The sequence below is a fragment of the Plantactinospora sp. WMMB782 genome (assembly GCF_049179135.1).
Classification (GTDB): Bacteria; Actinomycetota; Actinomycetes; order Mycobacteriales; family Micromonosporaceae; genus Plantactinospora.
In genome coordinates, this window is record NZ_JBMHMC010000007.1 from 7,219,974 (window position 1) to 7,238,318 (window position 18,345).

Genomic DNA, 18,345 nt, shown 5'->3' on the forward strand with positions numbered 1-18,345 from the left:
GGCGCCGCAACGGCTGCGTTCCGCCGGAGGGTACGTGGCGCGGTGGCTCGTCGACACCGTCGGTGTACTCGTCGCGGTGTCCGCCGGTACCTTCGCGCTCGTACTGCTCGCGCGCGGTGACCCGGCGGCGATGCTGGCGGCGACCCGGGCCGGCCGTCCCGCCACCCCCGAGCAGGTCGACGCCGTCCGCACCGAACTCGGCCTGGACGCCCCCGCCCCGCTGCGGTATCTGCGCTGGCTCGCCGACGCCGCGACGGGTGACTTCGGACTGTCGCTGCGGACGAACACACCGATCGGCCCGGAGATCGCGGATCGGATGGGTGTCACGCTGTGGCTGGTCGCCGGCTCCGCCGTGGTAGCGCTGATCGTCGGTGTGCTCGTCGGGGTCGCCGGGGCGGTGTTGGAGCGTGGCCTGCTGCGTGGAGCGCTGCGCACCGGAGCACTGCTGGCCACCTCGGTGCCGGCGTTCTGGCTCAGCTATCTCCTCGTGCTGGTGCTGGCCCTGCGGATGAGTCTGGTGCCGACCTCCGGGATGGCGGGTCCGGCGACCTGGGTGATGCCGTTGGCGGTGCTCGGCCTGCCGGCCGCCGGAGTGCTGAGCCGGGTGGTGGCCGTGACACTCCGCGAGGCCCTCGACCAGCCGTACGTGCTCGCCGCGCTGGCCCGCGGCAGCCGACCGGCGTCGATCGTGCTCCGCGACGGCCTGCCGAACGCCGCCGGACCGATCCTGTCCGTAGCCGGATTCACCGTCGGCACCCTGCTGGTCGGCACCGTCGTGGTGGAGCAGATCTTCGGCTGGCCCGGCCTCGGCGCCTACTTCGTCAAGGCCGCCGCCGGCCGCGACATACCGGCACTGCAGGCCAGTACGCTCATCCTGGGCGGCGGGTTCATCCTGGCCAACCGGCTCGCCGACGTGGCACAAATCCTCATCGACCCCCGAGTCCGCCGCGACACCGACCGCCAGCGCCGCCCGCCCCGGCTGCCGTGGGCCCGGCCGGTCCGCACCGGTACCGGGGACACCTCCGCGCGCCGTGGGACGGAGACGGCATGAGCACCCGCCACCGGCGCATCCCGACGGCGACCGTGCGGACCACGCTGGTCGCGCTGCCGCTGCTCGCGTTCACCGTCGCGGGGCTGCTGGCGCCGCTGCTCGCCCCGGCCGACCCGACCGCCACCGACCTGGCGGCAAGCCTGCTGCCACCGTCTGCCGAGCACCCGCTCGGCACCGACCAACTCGGCCGCGACCAACTCAGCCGACTCCTGCACGGCGCCCGGATCTCCCTCACCGTCACCGCAGCCGTCCTGACGATCTCGCTGACCGTCGGCGTCCTCACCGGCACCGTCGCCGGCTACCTCGGCGGTCCGGTCGACCGGATCATCTCCCGGATCGTCGACCTGGCCGTCTCCCTCCCCGGCATGCTCGTCGCCCTCGCCGTCATCGGCGTACGCGGCCCCGGAATCGACAACCTCATCATCGCGATGTCGCTCTGGGCCTGGGCCCCGTACGCCCGCATCGCCCGCGCCCGCGTCGCCAGCCTGCGCGACAGCCCACACCTCGACGCCCTGCGACTGCTCGGCGCCGGACCCACCCGCATCATCGGCCGGCACCTGCTCCCACCAGCCGTCGCACCATGCCTGGTCTACGCCAGCACCGACGTCGGCGCCATCGTCCTCGGCATCGCCACCCTCAGCTTCCTCGGCCTCGGCATCCCCCCACCACACGCCGAATGGGGCCAGATGCTCATCGAAGGCCGCCCCCACCTCGCCTCCGCCTGGTGGCTCGCCTACCCACCCGGAATCGCGATCACCGCCGTCGTGTTCGCCAGCAACCTCCTCGGCGAACGCCTCGCCGCAGGCGACGAACGACCCTCGATCCTGCGCTGGGTACTCCCGACCCGGCTACGCCGTGCGACAGCCGGGCGCTCGCCCGGCGAGCCGTCGGCGACGGCGCCCGGCGAGGCCGGTCCGCTGCTTCGGGTACGGGACCTGTCCGTCAGCTACCCGCACAGCGACGGCCGCCGCCGGGTCGTCGCCGACGTCTCCTACGACCTGCCCCGGGGACACGTCCTGGCCATCGTCGGCGAGACCGGCAGCGGCAAGACCACCTCCGCCTTGGCGCCCCTCGGCCTGCTCGACCCCAGCGCGGTCGTCACCGGCTCGGCGACCCTGGCAGCGGCCGGAACCGACGCCCGTCAGCTCGTCGGACTCGCGCACAAGGAACGGCGCGACATCAACGGACGCCGCGTGGGGGTGGTATTCCAGGACAGTCTCGCCGCGCTCAACCCGTTACGGACAATCGGCGCGCACGTCGACGAGGCCGTCCGCAACGCCGGGCGCAGCGGCCGTCGCGCTGCCACCCGCCGCGTCACGGAGGAGCTGCTGCGACTGGCCGGGCTGCCCGATCCCGCCGGGGTCGCCGGTCAGTTTCCTCACCAACTCTCCGGCGGGATGCGGCAACGCGCACAGCTCGCCATCGCCCTCGCCGGCGAGCCGGAACTGCTCGTCGCGGACGAACCGACGTCCGCGCTCGACGTCACCGTGCAGGCGCAACTGCTCGACCTACTCGCCCGGCTCCGCACCGAACTGCACATGTCCATGATCATCGTCAGTCACGACCTCGCCGTCGTCACCCGGCTCGCCGACACGGTCGCCGTCATGTACGCCGGCCGGATCGTGGAATTCGGACCACTCACCGCCATCATCAACAACCCGGCGCATCCATACACCCGAGGCCTGCTCGACGCCGTACCACGTCCCGACACACCGCCCGGCACCCGATTTCGCACCATGCCCGGACGCTCCGGCGGCGGCCCGGACGACAGCGACGGCTGTGCGTTCGCCCCCCGCTGCCCGATCGCCGTCGCCGAGTGTCGCCACGCGCAGCCGGCGCTGCTGACGCTGGACCCGACGCACCGGGCAGCCTGCCCTCATCCGCCCGGCGACACCCTCGCGGTGGACGAAGCCGCCTCCGGACAAAAGGGGGTCTGAACGATGCTGGAGATCGAGCAGGTCACCGCGGGGTACGCCCACCGCCGGAACGGACGCCGGGGGCGGACGAACGTTGTCGAGGACGTCAGCCTGCGCGTCGAGTCGGGGGAGATCGTCGGACTCGTCGGCGAGTCCGGCTGCGGCAAGACGACTCTCGCCCGAGTCGTCACCGGCCTCCACCGACCCGAATCCGGAGTGGTCCGGTACACCGGAGTCGACGTCCACAGGTTGCGAGGCCGAGCGCTGCGGGAGCACCGGCGTCACGTCCAGATGGTGTTCCAGGACCCGTACCTCACCCTCAACCCTCGCCAGACGGTCCGGCAGGCCCTCACCGAGCCGCTACGCATCCACCGCATCGGCGACGCCCGGACACGGTCCGCGCGCGCCGACGAACTGCTGGATCTCGTCGGCCTCGACTGCCAGGTCGGCGCGCGGCGGCCCCGACAGTTGTCCGGCGGACAGCAGCAGCGCGTCGCGATCGCCCGCGCGCTGGCCCTCGGACCGCGCCTGCTCGTCTGCGACGAGCCCGTCACCGCCCTGGACGTATCGGTCCAGGCGAAGATCCTCAACCTTCTCCTCGACCTACGACAGCAGCTCGGCCTGGCCTGCCTGTTCATCTCCCACGACCTCGCCGTCGTCCGACAACTCGCGGACCGAATCGCGGTCATGTGCCACGGCCGGATAGTCGAGCAGGGCCCGTCCCAGCCCATCACCAGCGGCCCCCGCCACCCCTACACACGCGCCCTTCTCGCGGCAACCCCCACCATCAACATCCCGGTCGGGCATGCGACGGGGTCAGTCGCTCCGGGAGCGTGACGTACGGGACGGTCGGACACGCGGTTAACCACACGGTGCGCGGGGCCGCCCGCCGCGCAGGCCGGCCTCGCCGATGCGAGCGGCCTCAACGCCGGCGGCCATCACTCGATCAGGAGGCGCGTCAACCGTTCATCAGCAGCAGCATCGTTCCCATGCCAGCGGCCATGGTCGCGTAGCTCGCCCGGTGCAGCCGATGGCCGGCCGCCGTCGCGGCGCGGTACAGCCACCACAGCGCCGTGCCCGCGGCGAGCACCACGAACCCGACGTTCACGATGTCCGCCCACATCGGCGTCGCCGTGGGCGCCGACGCGGAGTCGCCCCCGCCGTGCGAGTGTCCCGAGCCCCCGCCGCCGATAGCCATCTCCGACATCAGCGTCGGCATCGCCGCGAGCATCCAGATCATCGCCACGTCCATCGCCGCGTGGCCGAGCAGATCGACGCGCTCCACCGCGCCGCGCGCCCGCAGGAAAGCGGGCAGCAGCGAGAGCGCGAGGATCGCGAAGATGGCGACCTGTGCCCAGGCGACCACGCCCTCGACCATCACCCAGGCCATCAGGATCATCGCCACGCTCATCACGCCGTGGTTGATGGCGATCAGCTCATCGTCGGAAAATGCCTGGTCAGTGGGGGTTCCACGGCGGCGGATGAAGAGGTCGCCGACGCAGACCAGGCCGGTCACCAAAAAGACAATCGTCAATGCGGGAACCCATGGCGCCTCGAGCACGACTACAACCTAGACCACGTGATCTGGAAAGAGAACGACGACGATCGAAAGAGGCGAACCTCGATGACCGCCACCGAAGCCACCCCGGCGCCCCCCGCCGAATCGCCGTCGTCGCCGGCCAGAACCAAGAAGACCAACTGGTTCGCCGCGTTCTGGCGCTGGCACTTCTATGGATCGCTCATCGTCATACCCGTGCTCTTCTGCCTCGCCGTCACCGGCATGACCTACATGTTCCGGGCCGAGGTGGACTCCCTCGCCCACCCCGGAGTGCTGAAGGTGCCGGTGGCCGACGGCGCTGAGCGGGCGGCGCTGTCCGCCCAGGAGGCCGCCGTCCGCGCGGAGTTCCCGGATCGCCCGATCCTGTCCGTCCAGGACGGCACCGGTGAGCGGGCGACCCTCTTCGTCGCCGGACTCGAGGACGGCAGCAGCACCAACATCTACGTCAACCCGTACACCTCCACGGTCACCGGGGAGCTCCGTCAGGACCAGCTCATCTCCACCTGGGCCGAGCGCATCCACGGCGATCTGCTCATCGGCGAGGACGGCGTCGGTGACCGCATCGTCGAGCTCGGCGCGTCCTGGGCGATCGTGCTGACGATCACCGGGTTCATCATCTTCTTCCTCGGCCGCCGCGCCCGCGGCGGCGCACAGGCCAAAGGCAAGCGCGGCGCCCGGCTCCGGAGTTTGCACGCCATCGTCGGACTCCCCGTCGGCCTCGGCATCCTGCTGCTCGTCCTCTCCGGCCTGCCGTGGACCGGTTTCTGGGGCGCCAAGGCCCAGCAGGTCACCGCCCAGGGTGGCTCCGCGCTCTGGGGCGAGGACCCCGGCGCCGAGTCCACCATCCGGCAGCAGATCGAGGAGACCGACGGCCAGTCGGCTCCCGCCGGATGGGCATCCGGAAACGCCCCCCAAGGGACCAGCACCGGCAGCGGCACACCGATCTCGATCGACAAGGCGGTCACCGCGGCTCAGGCCCAGGGCGCTCCCGGACCGTACCTGGTCATGTATCCCGAGGGCGAAAAAGGCGTGTTCAGCGTGATGAGCAGCCAGTGGTACAACGTCGGCAACCCCGCCGAATCCGACGTGAGCAAGGAAACGACCATCCACGTGGACCAGTACAGCGGCGACGTGGTCGGCGAGTACGGCTACCACGACTACAGCGCTGCGGCGAAGGTGGTCTCGCAGGGGATCGCCCTGCACGAAGGGCGGCGCCTCGGCACCGCCAACACGATCCTCTCCACGCTCTTCTGCCTCGCTGTGATCTTCATGTGCGTCACCGGCCCGATGATGTGGTGGACCCGCCGCACCACCGCCTCCGGCCTTGCCGCGCCCCGCGCGAAACTCCCGGTCTGGGGCAACTGGACCCTGTTCGGCGCGATGGCCGTACTCGGCGTCTTCCTGCCCCTGTTCGGGCTGTCCCTGCTGATCATCCTCGCCCTGGACCAGCTCCTGATTCGCAGGCTTCCCGCACTCAGGAGCTTCTTCGGCACCGTCTGACCCCGCCCAGCACACCGGCCGGTCCAGCGTTTCGGCAACCATCAACGGTGATCGGGCGACCTGTATCGCTGAGCAGTTGTTCGCGCAGACCTTCGGCTCTGCCGCCACCTCCCGGCACTCTGCGGCGCCCGCCCGCCGGCACCGCGGTGCGGTCGGTGGTTCTCGTCGGCGCGAGAGCGCAACACTCAGGCCCTATCCCAGATCGTGGGAGCCTGGGCACGGTCGGGAACTAACGTCGGGCAGTGGCGGACTACTGAATCGCGGTGTGCTGCGGCGTCGGTCGTGGCACTGTCTCCGGAAAGGTTGTCCAGCTATGGGTGTCACACGTCGCCAGGTCGTGAGGATCGGCGCGCTCGGGCTCTTCGTCGTCGCCGGGATGGCGCTCAGCGGTTCACCGGCCGCCGCGCATGTCACGGTGACCCCGTCGGTCACCATCGCCGACTCGTACACCGTGCTGACGTTCGGCGTGCCACACGGCTGCGACGGCTCCGCCACGACGAAGGTCTCCATCAAGATCCCCGAGAAGATCGTGTCGGTCACCCCGACGGTGAACCCGAACTGGGCGGTGCAGAAGGTCATGGCGGACCTGAACCCGCCCGTGAAGGACAGCCACGGCAACGAGCTCACCCAGCGGGTCGCCGAGGTCGTCTACACCGCGAAGACGCCGCTGCCGGACGACCTGCGGGACACGTTCGAGCTGTCGCTGAAGTTGCCCAACGCCCCCGGCGAGACGCTGGCGTTCCCGGCCGTGCAGAGCTGCCAGCAGGGTGAGACGCCGTGGGTGGAGATGCCCGCCGCTGGTCAGGACGCCGACGAGTTGGAGCACCCGGCGCCGAGTTTCGTGCTGACCGCTAAGGCCGACACCGGTGACGCTGACGCCGCCGTGCAGCCGGTGGCCCGGTCCAGCGACGAGTCCGGCGGCGGTGGCAATGGTGTGGTCGGCTGGATCGGCCTGGTGCTCGGCGCGCTGGGTCTGGTGGCCGGCGGGCTGGCGCTGCTGCGTACCCGCAAGTCCGCCTGACAGGCCGGCGGTGCAGATGGGGGCGTCCGACACGGCGGCGGCGTGGCGGTCGAAGTCCGCTCGGTGGGCGCGGTGGGCTGCGTCCACCGCGTTCGCCGGTCTGCTCGGCCTGCTGGCGGCCGCCGTACCGGCGGCGCCGGCAGCCGCCCACGCGGTCCTGCTCGGCACCGACCCGGCGGACGGGGCCGTGCTGACGAGCGCCCCTGCCGAGGTCACGCTGACCTTCAACGAGCCGGTGACGGTACGCGCGGGCGGAGTCCGGCTGCTCGACGCGGCCGGTGACGAGCTCTCCAGCGACAGCCGGTCAGTGGACACGAAGGTGCTCCTGGCCGTACCGCCGGAACTTCCTGGCGGCACCTACATCGTGGCGTTCCGGGTGGTTTCAGCCGACAGTCACCCCATCTCCGGCGGATTCACCTTCGCCGTCGGTGCGCCGAGCGCCTCGGCCGTGCAGTTACCGGAAAGCCGTCCGGGTCCCGCGCTGAACGTGCTGCGTCAGGCGGCCGAGGGTGCCGCCTACCTCGGCCTGCTCGTCAGCGCGGGGCTGCTGGTCTTCCTGCTCGTCCTGCTGCGCGCCGACGCACCGGTCCTGCGGCGCCGGCTGCTGCGGTTCGCCGCCTGGTCGGCGGCCGTGACCGTGCTGGCGCGGCTGGTTCTGGTGCCGACCGTCCCGGCCTGGCAGGACGGCCGGGGCATGACCGGCCTGGCCGACATCTCCCTGTGGGCGGCCGGCCTCACCTCGACGGAGGGACTGAGCTCCCTGCTGGTCGTCCTCGGCCTGAGCGCCGGACTGTGGGCAACCTCGGCCGCCGCCGGGCCCTCGACATCCGGCGATGCCGCCGAGGCTGTGCGCACCAGCCGGCGCGCGGCGCTGACCGCCGTGGCGTTCGCCGGCGTCGCCCTCGCCTGGGGGGCGATCGCCCTGGTCGGGCACACCCGCACGTACGGCCCGGCGTGGCTGGTCGTCCCGGCCGACATCCTGCACGTGGCCACTGCCGGCGTGTGGCTGGGCGGGCTGACCGCGCTGCCCTGGACACTCACCCGATCGGCCGACCTGCCCGCCGACGCGGCGGCGCGGACCGTTTCGGCGTTCTCCCGCTCCGCCGCCGTCCTCGTCGGTCTGCTCGGCGTCGCCGGCCTGCTGACCGGCTGGCGGATCCTGCGGTCGTGGGAAGCACTGTGGAGCACCTCGTACGGCCTGGCGCTACTCACCAAGGTCGGACTGACCGCAGTGGTCCTCGCCATCGCCGCACACAACCGGTTCCGCCTGGTCCCCCGCGTCACGGCCGCCGACCACGACGACGGCCCCCCGGCCGCGTGGCGGCTGCTGCGCCGCGCCGTCCGGCTCGAGGCGTCACTGCTCGTCGTCGTCGTCGCCGCGACCGGATTCCTGGTCACGCAGAGCCCCACCCCCGACACCGCCCCCCGGCCCGCGGCAGCGGACGCCGGGGACAGCCCACCCGTGCTGGCGTCGCCGCTGGGGCCCGGACGGGCGGTCGCCCGGCTCACCCCGGGCACGGTAGGAGTGAACTCGATGGAACTCGATCTCTTCGACGCCGCCGGTCAGCCCGTCGTCCCGGTCGCCGATCCGAAGCTGACGGTGCTGCTGCCCGCGATGAACCTCGGCCCGCTGGAGCGGAAGCTGGCGCGCACCGGCCCCGGCCGGTACCAGGCGGTCGTCGACCTGCCCCTGGCCGGCTCCTGGGTGATGCAGGTCAGCGTACGCACCTCCAAGTACGACAATCCGGTCGCCCGGTTCACCGTGGACGTCGGATGAACGCGCGACGGTGGACCCGGACGGTCGGCGCGGCGGCGGTAGCCACGGTCGCATACCTGGCACTGGGTGCCGCGCCCGCCGCCGCCCACGTCGAGATCGCCGAGGCGCAGCCGAACGGCGACGGCACCACCACCCTCACGCTCAGCTTCGACCACAGCTGCGACAACTCCCCCACCACGCAACTGGTCGTCGCCCTACCGGACGGGGTCACCGCGACCGCCACCGTCACGCCGAACCGCTGGTCCGCCGCAGTCGCCGACGACCGCGTCACGTTCACCGGCCCCGGCCTGGAGACCGCCCAGGTTGGCGTGACCACCCGGATCACCGCCCGAGCGGGCGACACGTTGCTCTTTCCGGTACTGCAGCGGTGCGCCGACGGCGGCTCGTACGACTGGATCGACATCACCGCCGACAGCGAGCACCCCGCCCCACGGCTGATCGCCACCAACGCCGTCCTGGCGAACCCACCCGACACGACCACTGCCCCCGCACCGGCCGTGGCCGCTGGCGGCGCGGCGCAGGAACAGGGCGGCGGCGCCACCCTGGGCCAGGCGCTGGCCGTACTCGCCGCCTTTGTCCTCGCCGCTGCGGCAGCCGGGTTCGGGCTCGCCCGGCGGGTGTAGCAGGCCGTCATCCGCTCCGGGCCGTGGGCCAGCGGCGCCGTCGGCCGAATTCGGCAACAGCCCACCCTGCTGCCGCCAGACTCGCTGCCCATCGCCGAGGATCAGCTTCGTCGGCGTTCACGTCCGGTAACGGCACTTCACTCCGCTATGCCGGGTCTGGCCCCGTCCCCAGATGCGGCGGACCGTCGAGTTTCTCAACGACGCATAATGGATGCGCCCGCCATTTGGCGTCATCGACGGGGTGCCAGGCGGCCAGGGTTGGCGGCACGGCCAGTGGAGACATTCGCGGAGACGGCGGTACAGTGAACCAGACGATGCCAAATGTGACCCGGAACACTCGGCAGCGGGCCGAGGTGCTGGCCCTGCTGCGTGAGGTCGAGGGCTTCCACACCGCGCAGCAGTTGCACCAGATGCTGATCGCCCGTGAGGCGCGGGTCGGGCTCACCACCGTCTACCGGACGCTCCAACTGCTGGTCGACGCCGGGGAGATCGACTCCACCCGGCTACCAGGCGGCGAGCAGCTGTTCCGTCGATGCAGCCAGGGCAGGCACCACCACCACCTCGTCTGCCGCAACTGCGGACGCACGGTGGAGGTGGCCGGCCCGGCGGTCGAGCGTTGGGCCGACCGGGTGGCCAGCCAGCACGGCTTCACCGACGTCGGTCACACCCTCGAGATCTTCGGCACCTGCACCACCTGCGCGCGCTGATCCCACCGCCTACCCGGACCTCGCGGGGCATCGGCACGGACGACACAGCAGCGCAGGACGCAGCTACGGGATCTGACCGTTCCCCGACCTCCGGACGGCGTCGCTCCGCAGCCGCGGTCAGACGGTACGCAGGTCCAGGCTGTGTCGCAGGAACAGCTCCTGGTTACCGGTCGACCACCACAGCACCCCGCCGCGATAGACGACGTCGGCGGCGGCGGGACTGACCTCGACCGGTCTCCGGCGGGCGATGTCGTAGACCAAGAGCCGCACACTGCCGGTCAGGTCCCCGTTGCCGCCGAGTTCCGCGTACACGTCGAAGCGGTCGAGCGCGCCGACGTCGGTGACGGCGGTCTCCACCGAGCCCTCGGCGACTCTACGGCGGTCCGTGCCGTCAGGGTTCATCAGATCGATGCGGTAGCCGTCTCCGGTCAACGAGACGACCCGACACCAGCGTGGACTGCAGTTTGTCACCGCCCTGTGGCTCGGCGACACCGCGACGTCGCGGCGGGTGACGACGTTTCTCAGTTTGGTCGAGCCGGAAACGGAGGTAGCGCCGTCGACCAGCCACGGCCACGCCGACAGTTGCCACGTACCCGTCTCCACCGTGATCTGCACCCGGCCGCCGGTGAGCGCCACCGACCGCACCTCGGTCACGTCGTTGTCGGCGGTGGCTACCCAGCGCACCCGGCCGTCCGCGATCACCAGGTCGTACTCCGACTGGTAGAAGCGGGCCTCGCCGGTGTCGACGGTCACCAGCCACGGCGGTCGTCCGTCGCGGAGGTTGACCGCCCACAGTTGCGGACTGCGATTCCCGCGGCCTTCGGCCCAGACCACCACCTCGCCGCTGACCGTGACCGCCGCGATCGACGGGGCGTCGCGGGTCGGCAGACGTCGCAGCTGCCGCAGCGACCCGTCAGCCTGATGGACCAGCAGCCGCAGGTAGGCGCCGTCACGACTCCGCGCGGTGCCGATCGACGTTCGGGCGCCGAGAAACCAGGCCGGGGTGTAGGAGGTGCCGTCAGGCAGGTCGGCGGGAACGCTTCCGCGCTGCACGCCCGGCCAGGCGAGCACCGCTGACACCGGTGCGACGGCGGATTGTCGGTCACTGGGCGGAACCAGCAGCAGCACGCAGATCGCCGCCACGGCAACGGTCAGGCTCAGCAGCGTTCTCGCCCGTCGGGGCGCGCCGACAACCGGTCTGCTCGACAAGCCCACCTCCCGGCGACGGGCACGGGGCCGCACCGGGCCATCCGGTACGGGTGACCGACACTGTAATCGGCCCCGCGGATGCCGCATCCCGGTGGTCCGTCGTCCCAGACCCACCTGGTCCCGGCCCGGCTACCAGCGTCCTCGTGCTGCGACCGCTCTCCGCCGCCATCGTGCCCGATCGGAGAACTCGTCGGAGAACTCGATCGCGATACTGTACGGGTGGACGGCCAGATGGGATGTTCGAGATGAGCCGTGTCGCTGCCCGGCCCAGCACGCTCGCCGGACGGCGGGTGGGCAGCCGCCGGGTCAGCGGGTCGGCCGCCCTGGTCGTCGCGGTCGCGGCTGCCGGCGTGCTGCTCTGGCGACCGCCACCGCCCGAGGCCGGGCCCACCGCCTCGCTGCCGCCCCACGCGGCAGAGGTCTGGCCGAACGCCCAGCGCGCCAGCATCAACGCCAGTTTGCCTGATGGCACGGTGTACTATCCGACGCTTTTTCTCGACGCGACGGCCTCGATCGGCACGGCGCCCGAGCCAGGCGGCGCCCACCTGCGGCTGCTCTACCGCGCCCCGGGTGGGCAACTGCGCGAACTGCGCCGCCTCCCGAACGTGGACGGGCCGGAGTTCGCCGCCATCGCCGTCGAGAAGGGCACGATCGTCTGGGCCGAGTCGACCATCGACGCCAGTGGCCGTGCGCATACCGAGCTGTGGAGCGCCGACCTCGCCGGAGATCGGCCGGCCCGGCGGTTGACCGCTGACACCGGCCAGTTCCTGTACCTCGGATCCGAGTACGACCTCGCCATCGCCGACGGATGGCTGCACTGGGCCGCTGCCTCACCTGACCAGGGCACCGACACGGAACTACGTGCGGTATCCATCGACGGTGGCCCGGTGACCGTCAAGGCGCAGCCCGGCGACTGGGAACTCTCCCGCTGGCCCTACCTGATCAGCATCGGCAGCGGTGGGCCGATCCGGTTGCACAACGTGGTGGAGCGGCGGACGACGCAGGTCGCCGCCATCCCGGACGAGGTGGTCACCTGTAGCCCGAGCTGGTGCCGGTTGCTCGTCGTGCCTCTGCAAGGACAGCCGCAGAGTGTCCTGATGCGGCCGGACGGCGGCGACCGTCAGGTCGTTTCGCCGGACACCGCGCTGCCGTCCGTCGTCGACGTGGCCGCACTGGATCGCTTCGAGGTGCTGACCGAGGGCAACGCCGACAATCCCGAGCAGAGCAGTCGCGTCCTCTACCTCTATGACATCACCCGACGGCGCACTGTCGAGATCGCGCGCGGCGTCGGCACGGTGCAGTCCCGCGGCGGCTTTCTCTGGTGGTCGACCGGCGTCGGCAAGGAGACCGTCTGGCACACCCTCGACATGAGGTCGATCTAGGTCCGGTGCCGGTCCATCTTGACGAGGACCAACCCCGGGAATGCCCGAACGAACGTCACTGCTCGTACGGTTGCTTCGGCGGGTCGATCCGCTGCCATGACTCGACCTGGACGTAGGGGATCTCCACCTCGTTCACCGGATCCTTGCCGACCTGCGTGGTGTACCGCCCGATCACCTCGACCCAACTGTCCGGCGGCAGGCCGGCCGGCACGTCCCCGGACATGCCGAGCTTGATCGGCCGGCCGTCGGCAGCACAGCAGGACAGAATCATCCGGGCCAGGATCGGTTCACCGTCTGGTCCGGACGCGATGAAGCCGGTGAGCTGCACCCGCCGGTCGCGGAGCGTGTCGCCCTCGTCGAAGATGGCCCGTCCGGCGTAGTCGAGCAGGCCGATCTGGACCGGGTCACCCGCCGGCAACGGTGGATAGATCTCGACTTCCTGATTGGCCAGCACCGTCCCGGACTGCCCGGCCGCATACGATCCGAGTGCCGGTGGCGACAGCAGCAGCAGCCCGAGTGCGGGCAGGATCAGCAGCCAGCCCACCCGGGGTTCGTGGTGCCCGTGCCCGTCGTCGGCCGGTCCGTCTCCAACTCCGTCTCCACCGCCAGCCTGTCCATGGTCGTGGTCACCCGCCCCGCCTGCCACGCCAGGACGCCGCACCAAATCGTGCAGCAGCGTCATCACCGCGGCGACCACCAGTACCGCACCGGCGGCGATCAGGAACGGCCGCAGCCCCTCCTTGACGTACCGCAGGTAGACGTCGGTGAGGCTGGCCTTGAGCACCGACCCGCCGAGCAGCAGCAGGACAACCGCCTGCGCCTGCCGGTTCACCGGAAACCTCCGGCCCGACCAGTGCTCCGCACGCGAATTCCGGTCACAGCAGCACCGCCCCCACTCCCACCGCGACCAGCACGGCGACGACGAACGTCGTCGGCGCGAACCGGGCCGCGAACCGGCGACCGAAGACGCCGGTCTGCATCGAGATCAACTTCAGGTCGACCATCGGACCGACCACCAGGAAGGCCAGCCGGGCCGTAAGCGAGAACTGCGACAGCGAGGCGGCCACGAAGGCGTCGGCCTCGGAACAGATCGACAGCAGCACCGCCAGTATCGCGAGCGCGAGCACCGACAGCACCGGATTGTCGGCCAGGGTCTGCAGCCAACGCTCGGGCACCAGCACGTTGATGCAGGCCGCGGCCATCGCGCCGAGGACCAGGAAGCCGCCGGCGTGGACGATGTCGTGCCGTACCGCCGCCCAGAACGCCCGGGCCTTCGACAGGTCGTCCAGCTCGGGCCGGCGCGGCAGCCGGATCCAGTCCGCCCGGCCCAGCCGCAGCCAGAGCCAGCCCATGATCATCGCGACGGCCAGGCTGGCCACCGCCCGACCGACCACCATCTCCGGGTTGTTCGGAAAGGCGACCGCGGTGGCGGCCAGCACGATCGGGTTGATCGCCGGAGCGGCGAGCAGGAACGCCAGCGCGGCGGCCGGAGTGACGCCCCGCCGGATCAGCGAACCGGCGATCGGCACCGCACCACACTCGCAGCCGGGCAGCACCACTCCGGCCGCGCTCGCCACCGGTACGGCCAGCGCCGGATGTCGGGGCAGCGCCCGCGCCCAGAACGACCGGGGCACGAAGACGGCGATCACCGCGGAGAGCGCCACCCCGAAGACCAGGAACGGCACCGCCTGCACCATCACCGAGACGAAGACCGTGGTCCAGGTCTGCATTCGGGGGGTGGAAATCAGCGATGCCACCGGTTCCCGAAACATGATCAGCAGGATCAGCAACAGCGCGAGAACCTCGACCGAGCCGACCCGATCCCCGAACGGGCGCCGCCAGGAGCGGGCCGGCTGGCCGGACTCAGCCGACTGGTCGTCATCGTCGGCGTCGACATGCTGGCCGCGGTCGCCCGCCGGTGCCCTGCCCGGATCCGCTTCGCTCACGGACACGCCCGAGTCGACGTCATCTTCCGACGGGGCACGCCGAGCGTCTACTCGGTCCGGTACCGTCACGGAGCGACCTGCCTCTCCCGGAAGAACTGGGCCAGTCACTCTAACCCGAGGCACGGCATCCCTCACCACACTCCGCGGCCCCAGTTTCCAGGCGGCTTCCGACGCCGTAGCCCGATCAGTGCAGCGGCCACGTACTACCTGCCTTCCGGCGCGCCGTCGGACGTCAACGCGCCCTGCCCCGGCACCGCGGGCAGGAAGACATGGGCGTGTCCGTGTCCGGCATCGACGTTGAGTACGTCGAGCTGGGTAGCCGCCGTCGACCAGGTGGCGACCGCCACGTCCCGCTGCCGCCCGGCCAGATCCAACAGCGGCGGTCGTCCGGCGTCCGGCGCGGCCAGCGCGGCCGCGTACGTGTCGACGGCAAGGTCGAGGGCCCGCACCGCCGCCGCCAGGCCGGAACGGGCGATGTTGACACCCGTGCCGGCTGACGGTGGATCGGCGAAGCCCTCGACGGCCGCGCCGGTCGCCGTCTGCCAGTCGGTCACGACGGTCCGGGCCGCGAGCGGACCGGGCACCGCGCCCGCCACCGGCACCGCCACGGCGAAACCGTCGAGTACAGGTACGAGGCTTTGCTGCACCTGCCTGGCCTGGGCAGTGAGGTCGACGATCTGCGCGGCGTCGCGCCGTGCCTCTGCTGCGCGTAGCCGCGCCACTTCGTCGCCCATCGGCGCCTCGTCGCCGCCCGCCGTCACGGCACCGATCGGGCCGGCGAGAAGCGCCCCGAGCGCGAAAGCCAAGGCGAGCATGGCCAGCCGGCGACCGGCGGATGTCGGAACGGCCGGCGTGGACCCGCGCGGCCCGGAGCGCAGCTTGGTTCGGTTGCTCATCCCTCTCCTTCGAGTCTGGCGGGGCGGCCACCGCCCCTGGCCGGCCCCGCAGATGGGGTAGAGCATGTCACCCTCGGGTACGCCGCCGATACGGCTGGATCCCCGGTGCCGTCGCGACCGGGTCAGCGCTCCTCACGGAAGTCGACGTGCCGGCGGACGATCGGGTCGTACTTGCGCAGGACCAGCCGGTCGGGGTCGTTGCGGCGGTTCTTGCGGGTGACGTACGTGTAGCCGGTGCCGGCGGTGCTGCGCAGCTTGACCACCGGTCGGATGTCGGTCTGCCGGGCCATCAGAGCTTCGCTCCCCGGACGCGCAGCTCGGCCACGACCTTCTCGATGCCCTTGCGGTCGACGGTGCGCAGCGCCTTGGCGGTGAGCCTGAGGGTGATCCAGCGCTTCTCCGAGGGCAGCCAGTAGCGGTGCCGCTGGAGGTTCGGGTTCCACCGGCGGCGGGTGCGCCGGTGGGAGTGGGACACGGCGTTGCCGAAGCTGGGCTCGGCGCCGGTGACCTCACATCGTCGGGACATGGCATCTCCTCTGCTACGGATGGACGACTTCTGCGGCTCGACGACTCTGTCGCGGATCGACCGCGACGACCCGGGACCCGGATCGCCGCCGGCCGCCATACTATAATGGCAATCGTTTTCGTTTACCTGTGAGGATCGTGATGTCGACGTCACCACTCGCCCCGGCCGACACCAGCACACCGGCGGCCGGCAGCCGCCCGTCGTTGACCGTGCTCAGCGGCTTCTGGCCGTCCGCGACGTACGCGGTCGCCCGGACACTGCTCGCGGCGGACCCCTCGCTGCTGCTGGTCCGGCACGACCTGACGGCCGTGCGCGACGGCGTGGTACGCCGGACGGTCCGCGACGGCACGGGTGTGTTGGAGGAAGAGCGGATCACGCTGGCCCACGGCTGCGTCTCCTGCACGCTGCGCGAGGACGTGCTGCCCACCCTGGCCCGCCTGGTCCACACCCATCCCGGCCGCGACCTGGTGCTGATGCTGCCCGAGGTGGTCGAGCCGGAGGCGGTCGCCGCCGCCTGCCAGCACTGCCTGGTCGACGGCGCCCCGATCACCGACCTGCTCCGGATCGACTCGTACGTCACCGTGGCCGACGCCGAGCACCTGCTCGACGGACTGGCCAGCACCGACGACCTCAGGACCCTCGACATCCACGCCGCCGACAACGACGACCGAGGGCTCGCCGACGTGATCGTCCGTCAACTCGAGTACGCCGACACCGTCGTCCTGTGGGGACGGTCCCCGGAGGGGGCGTACGACACCGATCGCCTCTCGGTACTGCTGGCGCGGATGGTGCCGTGGGCGACGCAGGTGCGCGTCGACGGCGACCTCGTCGACGCGTTCACCCTGGGGCAGCAGCTGCGCGGCACCGGCCGGCACCACCCGGAGACCCCGGGCGTGCTGACCCGCGGCCTGCAGGGCCACCTCCTCGGCGTACACGAGCCGCACCCGGACTGCGGCGTGGTGTCGGTGGTCTACCGGGCCCGCCGCCCGTTCCACCCGGAGCGGCTGCACGACGCGCTGGAAGACCTCGGGGCCGAGGCGATCCGCTCCCGTGGCCACCTCTGGCTGGCCAGCCAGCCCGACACCGCCGTCGCCTGGGACTTCGCGGGCGGCGGGCTCGGCCTCGGCAGCCTCGGGCACTGGCTGACCGCCCTGCCCGAGGAGCACTGGGAGCACCAGCCGGTCCACCGGCAGCTCGCCGCCACCCTCGACTGGGACCCCTACTACGGCGACCGCCACCAGCACCTGGTCTTCATCGGCCTGGACCTCGACCCGGCCGACCTGCACCGCACCCTCAACCGCTGCCTGCTCAGCGACGCCGAACTCGCCGACGGCGAGGAAACCTGGCGCCGCTACCCCGACCCGTTCGCCGGCTGCTTTCCCCTCCCCGACCTTGACTCAGCCGACCAGAACCCGACCGACACCGAAGGAGAACCCGCATGAAGCCCGGCATCCACCCGGAGTACCGGCCCGTCGTCTACCGCGACCGCGCCGCCGACTTCGCTTTCCTCACCCGCTCCACCGCCACCAGCGACCAGACGGTCGAGTGGACCGACGGCAACGCCTACCCCGTCATCGACGTGCAGATCTCCTCTGCCAGCCACCCGTTCTGGACCGGCCGGCAGCGCTTTGTCGACACCGAGGGCCGGGTGGAGAAGTTCCGCGCCAAGTACGCCCGACACGGCGCCAAGCAGCACTGACGACCAGCACGGTACGCATCGACCGGGCGGCGCGGGTAGGCCACCTGGTCGGTGCGGCCGAGAACGATCGCATCTGGTACCTGGCTGGGCCGTCGAATCGACCTGGAATCACTCGAGGCACGAAGCGTGTACGTCGGCCATCGTCGCTGACCGGTGGTCGCCACCGGCCCGCGGTCCCTCTCGCGACCGCGGGCTGGTGTCGTCAGTCCGGCCGCCGGTCAGCCTGCCGAACCAGGTTGACAACCTCGGCCACCTGCTCCGCCCGCTCCACCGGACCGACGAGCGAACCGCGCCTGCCCCTGCCGTCCGGGCGGCTCCCGTTGTGCACCAAGAAAACCAGCGGCGCTCGGTGGCAGGCTCCCAGGCACTGCCCCCGGACGAGAACGGCACCTCTGCTGCCCCGGACCACCTCGCGGAGCACGTCGAGCAGGTCAGCGCCGCCGGCAACGACCGATCCCACCGCCGCGCGGGAGCGTAATGCCCGGCACCGCTGCCCGTCGCAGAGAGCACCACCACGACGCCCCCGGGACCCGA

The 18,345-nt window shown here is 71.4% G+C and carries 18 protein-coding genes; 11 read left to right on the plus strand and 7 right to left on the minus strand.

Translation table 11 applies throughout. The features are described from left to right. Positions 1-34 precede the first annotated feature (34 nt). From ACN28A_RS34265 to ACN28A_RS34275, 3 genes are read left to right on the plus strand one after another with little or no spacing between them, the layout of a single operon-like run. The gene (locus ACN28A_RS34265; RefSeq protein ID WP_421402598.1) at positions 35-1,051 is read left to right on the plus strand and encodes an ABC transporter permease; all 1,017 of its coding nucleotides are present in this window, start codon (positions 35-37) and stop codon (positions 1,049-1,051) included. Further along, entirely contained in the window at positions 1,048-2,988 is a 1,941-nt protein-coding gene (locus ACN28A_RS34270; protein ID WP_421402600.1) for a dipeptide/oligopeptide/nickel ABC transporter permease/ATP-binding protein, read from the plus strand. Before ACN28A_RS34265 ends, ACN28A_RS34270 begins: the two co-directional genes overlap by 4 nt. Positions 2,989-2,991: 3 nt before the next feature. Continuing rightward, positions 2,992-3,804 (plus strand): ATP-binding cassette domain-containing protein, encoded by an 813-nt coding sequence (locus ACN28A_RS34275; RefSeq protein WP_421402602.1) that lies wholly within the window; start codon positions 2,992-2,994, stop codon positions 3,802-3,804. A gap of 121 nt (positions 3,805-3,925) precedes the next feature. On the opposite strand, the gene ACN28A_RS34280 is transcribed toward ACN28A_RS34275, so the two are convergent. After that, a complete protein-coding gene (locus ACN28A_RS34280; protein ID WP_421402604.1) occupies positions 3,926-4,378 on the minus strand; it encodes a DUF5134 domain-containing protein in 453 nt (150 codons plus the stop codon). A 6-nt stretch (positions 4,379-4,384) separates the two neighbouring features. Between ACN28A_RS34280 and ACN28A_RS34285 the strand changes: the two genes are divergently transcribed. The 5 genes from ACN28A_RS34285 to ACN28A_RS34305 all read left to right on the plus strand — a co-directional run bounded on the left by ACN28A_RS34285 (position 4,385) and on the right by ACN28A_RS34305 (position 10,153). Beyond that, positions 4,385-6,025 carry a PepSY-associated TM helix domain-containing protein gene (locus tag ACN28A_RS34285; RefSeq protein ID WP_421402606.1) on the plus strand — a complete coding sequence of 547 codons (1,641 nt, stop codon included), beginning with the start codon at positions 4,385-4,387 and terminating at the stop codon, positions 6,023-6,025. Between the two features lie 313 nt (positions 6,026-6,338). Continuing rightward, positions 6,339-7,046 carry a YcnI family protein gene (locus tag ACN28A_RS34290; RefSeq protein WP_421402608.1) on the plus strand — a complete coding sequence of 236 codons (708 nt, stop codon included), beginning with the start codon at positions 6,339-6,341 and terminating at the stop codon, positions 7,044-7,046. Between the two features lie 16 nt (positions 7,047-7,062). Then, positions 7,063-8,823 carry a copper resistance protein CopC gene (locus ACN28A_RS34295; RefSeq protein WP_421402610.1) on the plus strand — a complete coding sequence of 587 codons (1,761 nt, stop codon included), beginning with the start codon at positions 7,063-7,065 and terminating at the stop codon, positions 8,821-8,823. Further along, positions 8,820-9,446 carry a DUF1775 domain-containing protein gene (locus ACN28A_RS34300; RefSeq protein ID WP_421402612.1) on the plus strand — a complete coding sequence of 209 codons (627 nt, stop codon included), beginning with the start codon at positions 8,820-8,822 and terminating at the stop codon, positions 9,444-9,446. Before ACN28A_RS34295 ends, ACN28A_RS34300 begins: the two co-directional genes overlap by 4 nt. Before the next feature lie 314 nt (positions 9,447-9,760). Next, positions 9,761-10,153 (plus strand): Fur family transcriptional regulator, encoded by a 393-nt coding sequence (locus ACN28A_RS34305; RefSeq protein WP_421402614.1) that lies wholly within the window; start codon positions 9,761-9,763, stop codon positions 10,151-10,153. Positions 10,154-10,270: 117 nt separating this feature from the next. Here the strand turns inward: ACN28A_RS34305 and ACN28A_RS34310 are convergent, their stop codons facing one another. After that, entirely contained in the window at positions 10,271-11,449 is a 1,179-nt protein-coding gene (locus ACN28A_RS34310) for a hypothetical protein (protein ID WP_421402616.1), read from the minus strand. 158 nt (positions 11,450-11,607) lie between these two features. Here ACN28A_RS34310 and ACN28A_RS34315 point away from each other — a divergent pair, with 158 nt between their 5' ends. Continuing rightward, the gene (locus ACN28A_RS34315; RefSeq protein WP_421402618.1) at positions 11,608-12,744 is read left to right on the plus strand and encodes a hypothetical protein; all 1,137 of its coding nucleotides are present in this window, start codon (positions 11,608-11,610) and stop codon (positions 12,742-12,744) included. A gap of 55 nt (positions 12,745-12,799) precedes the next feature. Here the strand turns inward: ACN28A_RS34315 and ACN28A_RS34320 are convergent, their stop codons facing one another. The 5 genes from ACN28A_RS34320 to rpmB all read right to left on the minus strand — a co-directional run bounded on the left by ACN28A_RS34320 (position 12,800) and on the right by rpmB (position 16,112). Beyond that, entirely contained in the window at positions 12,800-13,576 is a 777-nt protein-coding gene (locus ACN28A_RS34320; protein WP_421402620.1) for a TIGR03943 family putative permease subunit, read from the minus strand. Between the two features lie 43 nt (positions 13,577-13,619). Continuing rightward, complete coding sequence (locus ACN28A_RS34325) at positions 13,620-14,690, minus strand: permease (RefSeq protein ID WP_421402622.1); 1,071 nt, start codon at positions 14,688-14,690, stop codon at positions 13,620-13,622. Positions 14,691-14,893: 203 nt separating this feature from the next. After that, positions 14,894-15,586 (minus strand): hypothetical protein, encoded by a 693-nt coding sequence (locus ACN28A_RS34330; protein ID WP_421402624.1) that lies wholly within the window; start codon positions 15,584-15,586, stop codon positions 14,894-14,896. A gap of 122 nt (positions 15,587-15,708) precedes the next feature. Beyond that, entirely contained in the window at positions 15,709-15,876 is a 168-nt protein-coding gene (gene rpmG / locus ACN28A_RS34335; RefSeq protein WP_107258087.1) for a 50S ribosomal protein L33, read from the minus strand. Then, positions 15,876-16,112 (minus strand): 50S ribosomal protein L28, encoded by a 237-nt coding sequence (gene rpmB / locus ACN28A_RS34340; protein WP_107258086.1) that lies wholly within the window; start codon positions 16,110-16,112, stop codon positions 15,876-15,878. Before rpmB ends, rpmG begins: the two co-directional genes overlap by 1 nt. A gap of 137 nt (positions 16,113-16,249) precedes the next feature. Between rpmB and ACN28A_RS34345 the strand changes: the two genes are divergently transcribed. Together ACN28A_RS34345 and ACN28A_RS34350 are read left to right on the plus strand one after the other, a co-directional pair. Then, on the plus strand, positions 16,250-17,554 hold the full coding sequence (locus tag ACN28A_RS34345; protein ID WP_421404802.1) for a CobW family GTP-binding protein: 1,305 nt from the start codon (positions 16,250-16,252) through the stop codon (positions 17,552-17,554). Further along, positions 17,551-17,811, plus strand: coding sequence for a type B 50S ribosomal protein L31 (locus ACN28A_RS34350; protein WP_421402626.1), 261 nt, complete (start codon positions 17,551-17,553; stop codon positions 17,809-17,811). Before ACN28A_RS34345 ends, ACN28A_RS34350 begins: the two co-directional genes overlap by 4 nt. Positions 17,812-18,345: the final 534 nt, after the last annotated feature.

Excerpts from the sequence above, each read along its gene's own strand:
- ACN28A_RS34290 (WP_421402608.1), top strand. The coding sequence starts at position 6,339 with ATGGGTGTCACACGTCGCCAGGTCGTGAGGATCGGCGCGCTCGGGCTC.
- rpmG (WP_107258087.1), bottom strand. The coding sequence starts at position 15,876 with ATGGCCCGGCAGACCGACATCCGACCGGTGGTCAAGCTGCGCAGCACC.
- ACN28A_RS34350 (WP_421402626.1), top strand. The coding sequence starts at position 17,551 with ATGAAGCCCGGCATCCACCCGGAGTACCGGCCCGTCGTCTACCGCGAC.
- ACN28A_RS34310 (WP_421402616.1), bottom strand. The coding sequence starts at position 11,449 with ATGCGGCATCCGCGGGGCCGATTACAGTGTCGGTCACCCGTACCGGAT.
- ACN28A_RS34270 (WP_421402600.1), top strand. The coding sequence starts at position 1,048 with ATGAGCACCCGCCACCGGCGCATCCCGACGGCGACCGTGCGGACCACG.
- ACN28A_RS34280 (WP_421402604.1), bottom strand. The coding sequence starts at position 4,378 with ATGAGCGTGGCGATGATCCTGATGGCCTGGGTGATGGTCGAGGGCGTG.
- ACN28A_RS34300 (WP_421402612.1), top strand. The coding sequence starts at position 8,820 with ATGAACGCGCGACGGTGGACCCGGACGGTCGGCGCGGCGGCGGTAGCC.
- ACN28A_RS34330 (WP_421402624.1), bottom strand. The coding sequence starts at position 15,586 with ATGAGCAACCGAACCAAGCTGCGCTCCGGGCCGCGCGGGTCCACGCCG.
- ACN28A_RS34315 (WP_421402618.1), top strand. The coding sequence starts at position 11,608 with ATGAGCCGTGTCGCTGCCCGGCCCAGCACGCTCGCCGGACGGCGGGTG.
- ACN28A_RS34275 (WP_421402602.1), top strand. The coding sequence starts at position 2,992 with ATGCTGGAGATCGAGCAGGTCACCGCGGGGTACGCCCACCGCCGGAAC.
- ACN28A_RS34295 (WP_421402610.1), top strand. The coding sequence starts at position 7,063 with ATGGGGGCGTCCGACACGGCGGCGGCGTGGCGGTCGAAGTCCGCTCGG.
- rpmB (WP_107258086.1), bottom strand. The coding sequence starts at position 16,112 with ATGTCCCGACGATGTGAGGTCACCGGCGCCGAGCCCAGCTTCGGCAAC.
- ACN28A_RS34305 (WP_421402614.1), top strand. The coding sequence starts at position 9,761 with ATGCCAAATGTGACCCGGAACACTCGGCAGCGGGCCGAGGTGCTGGCC.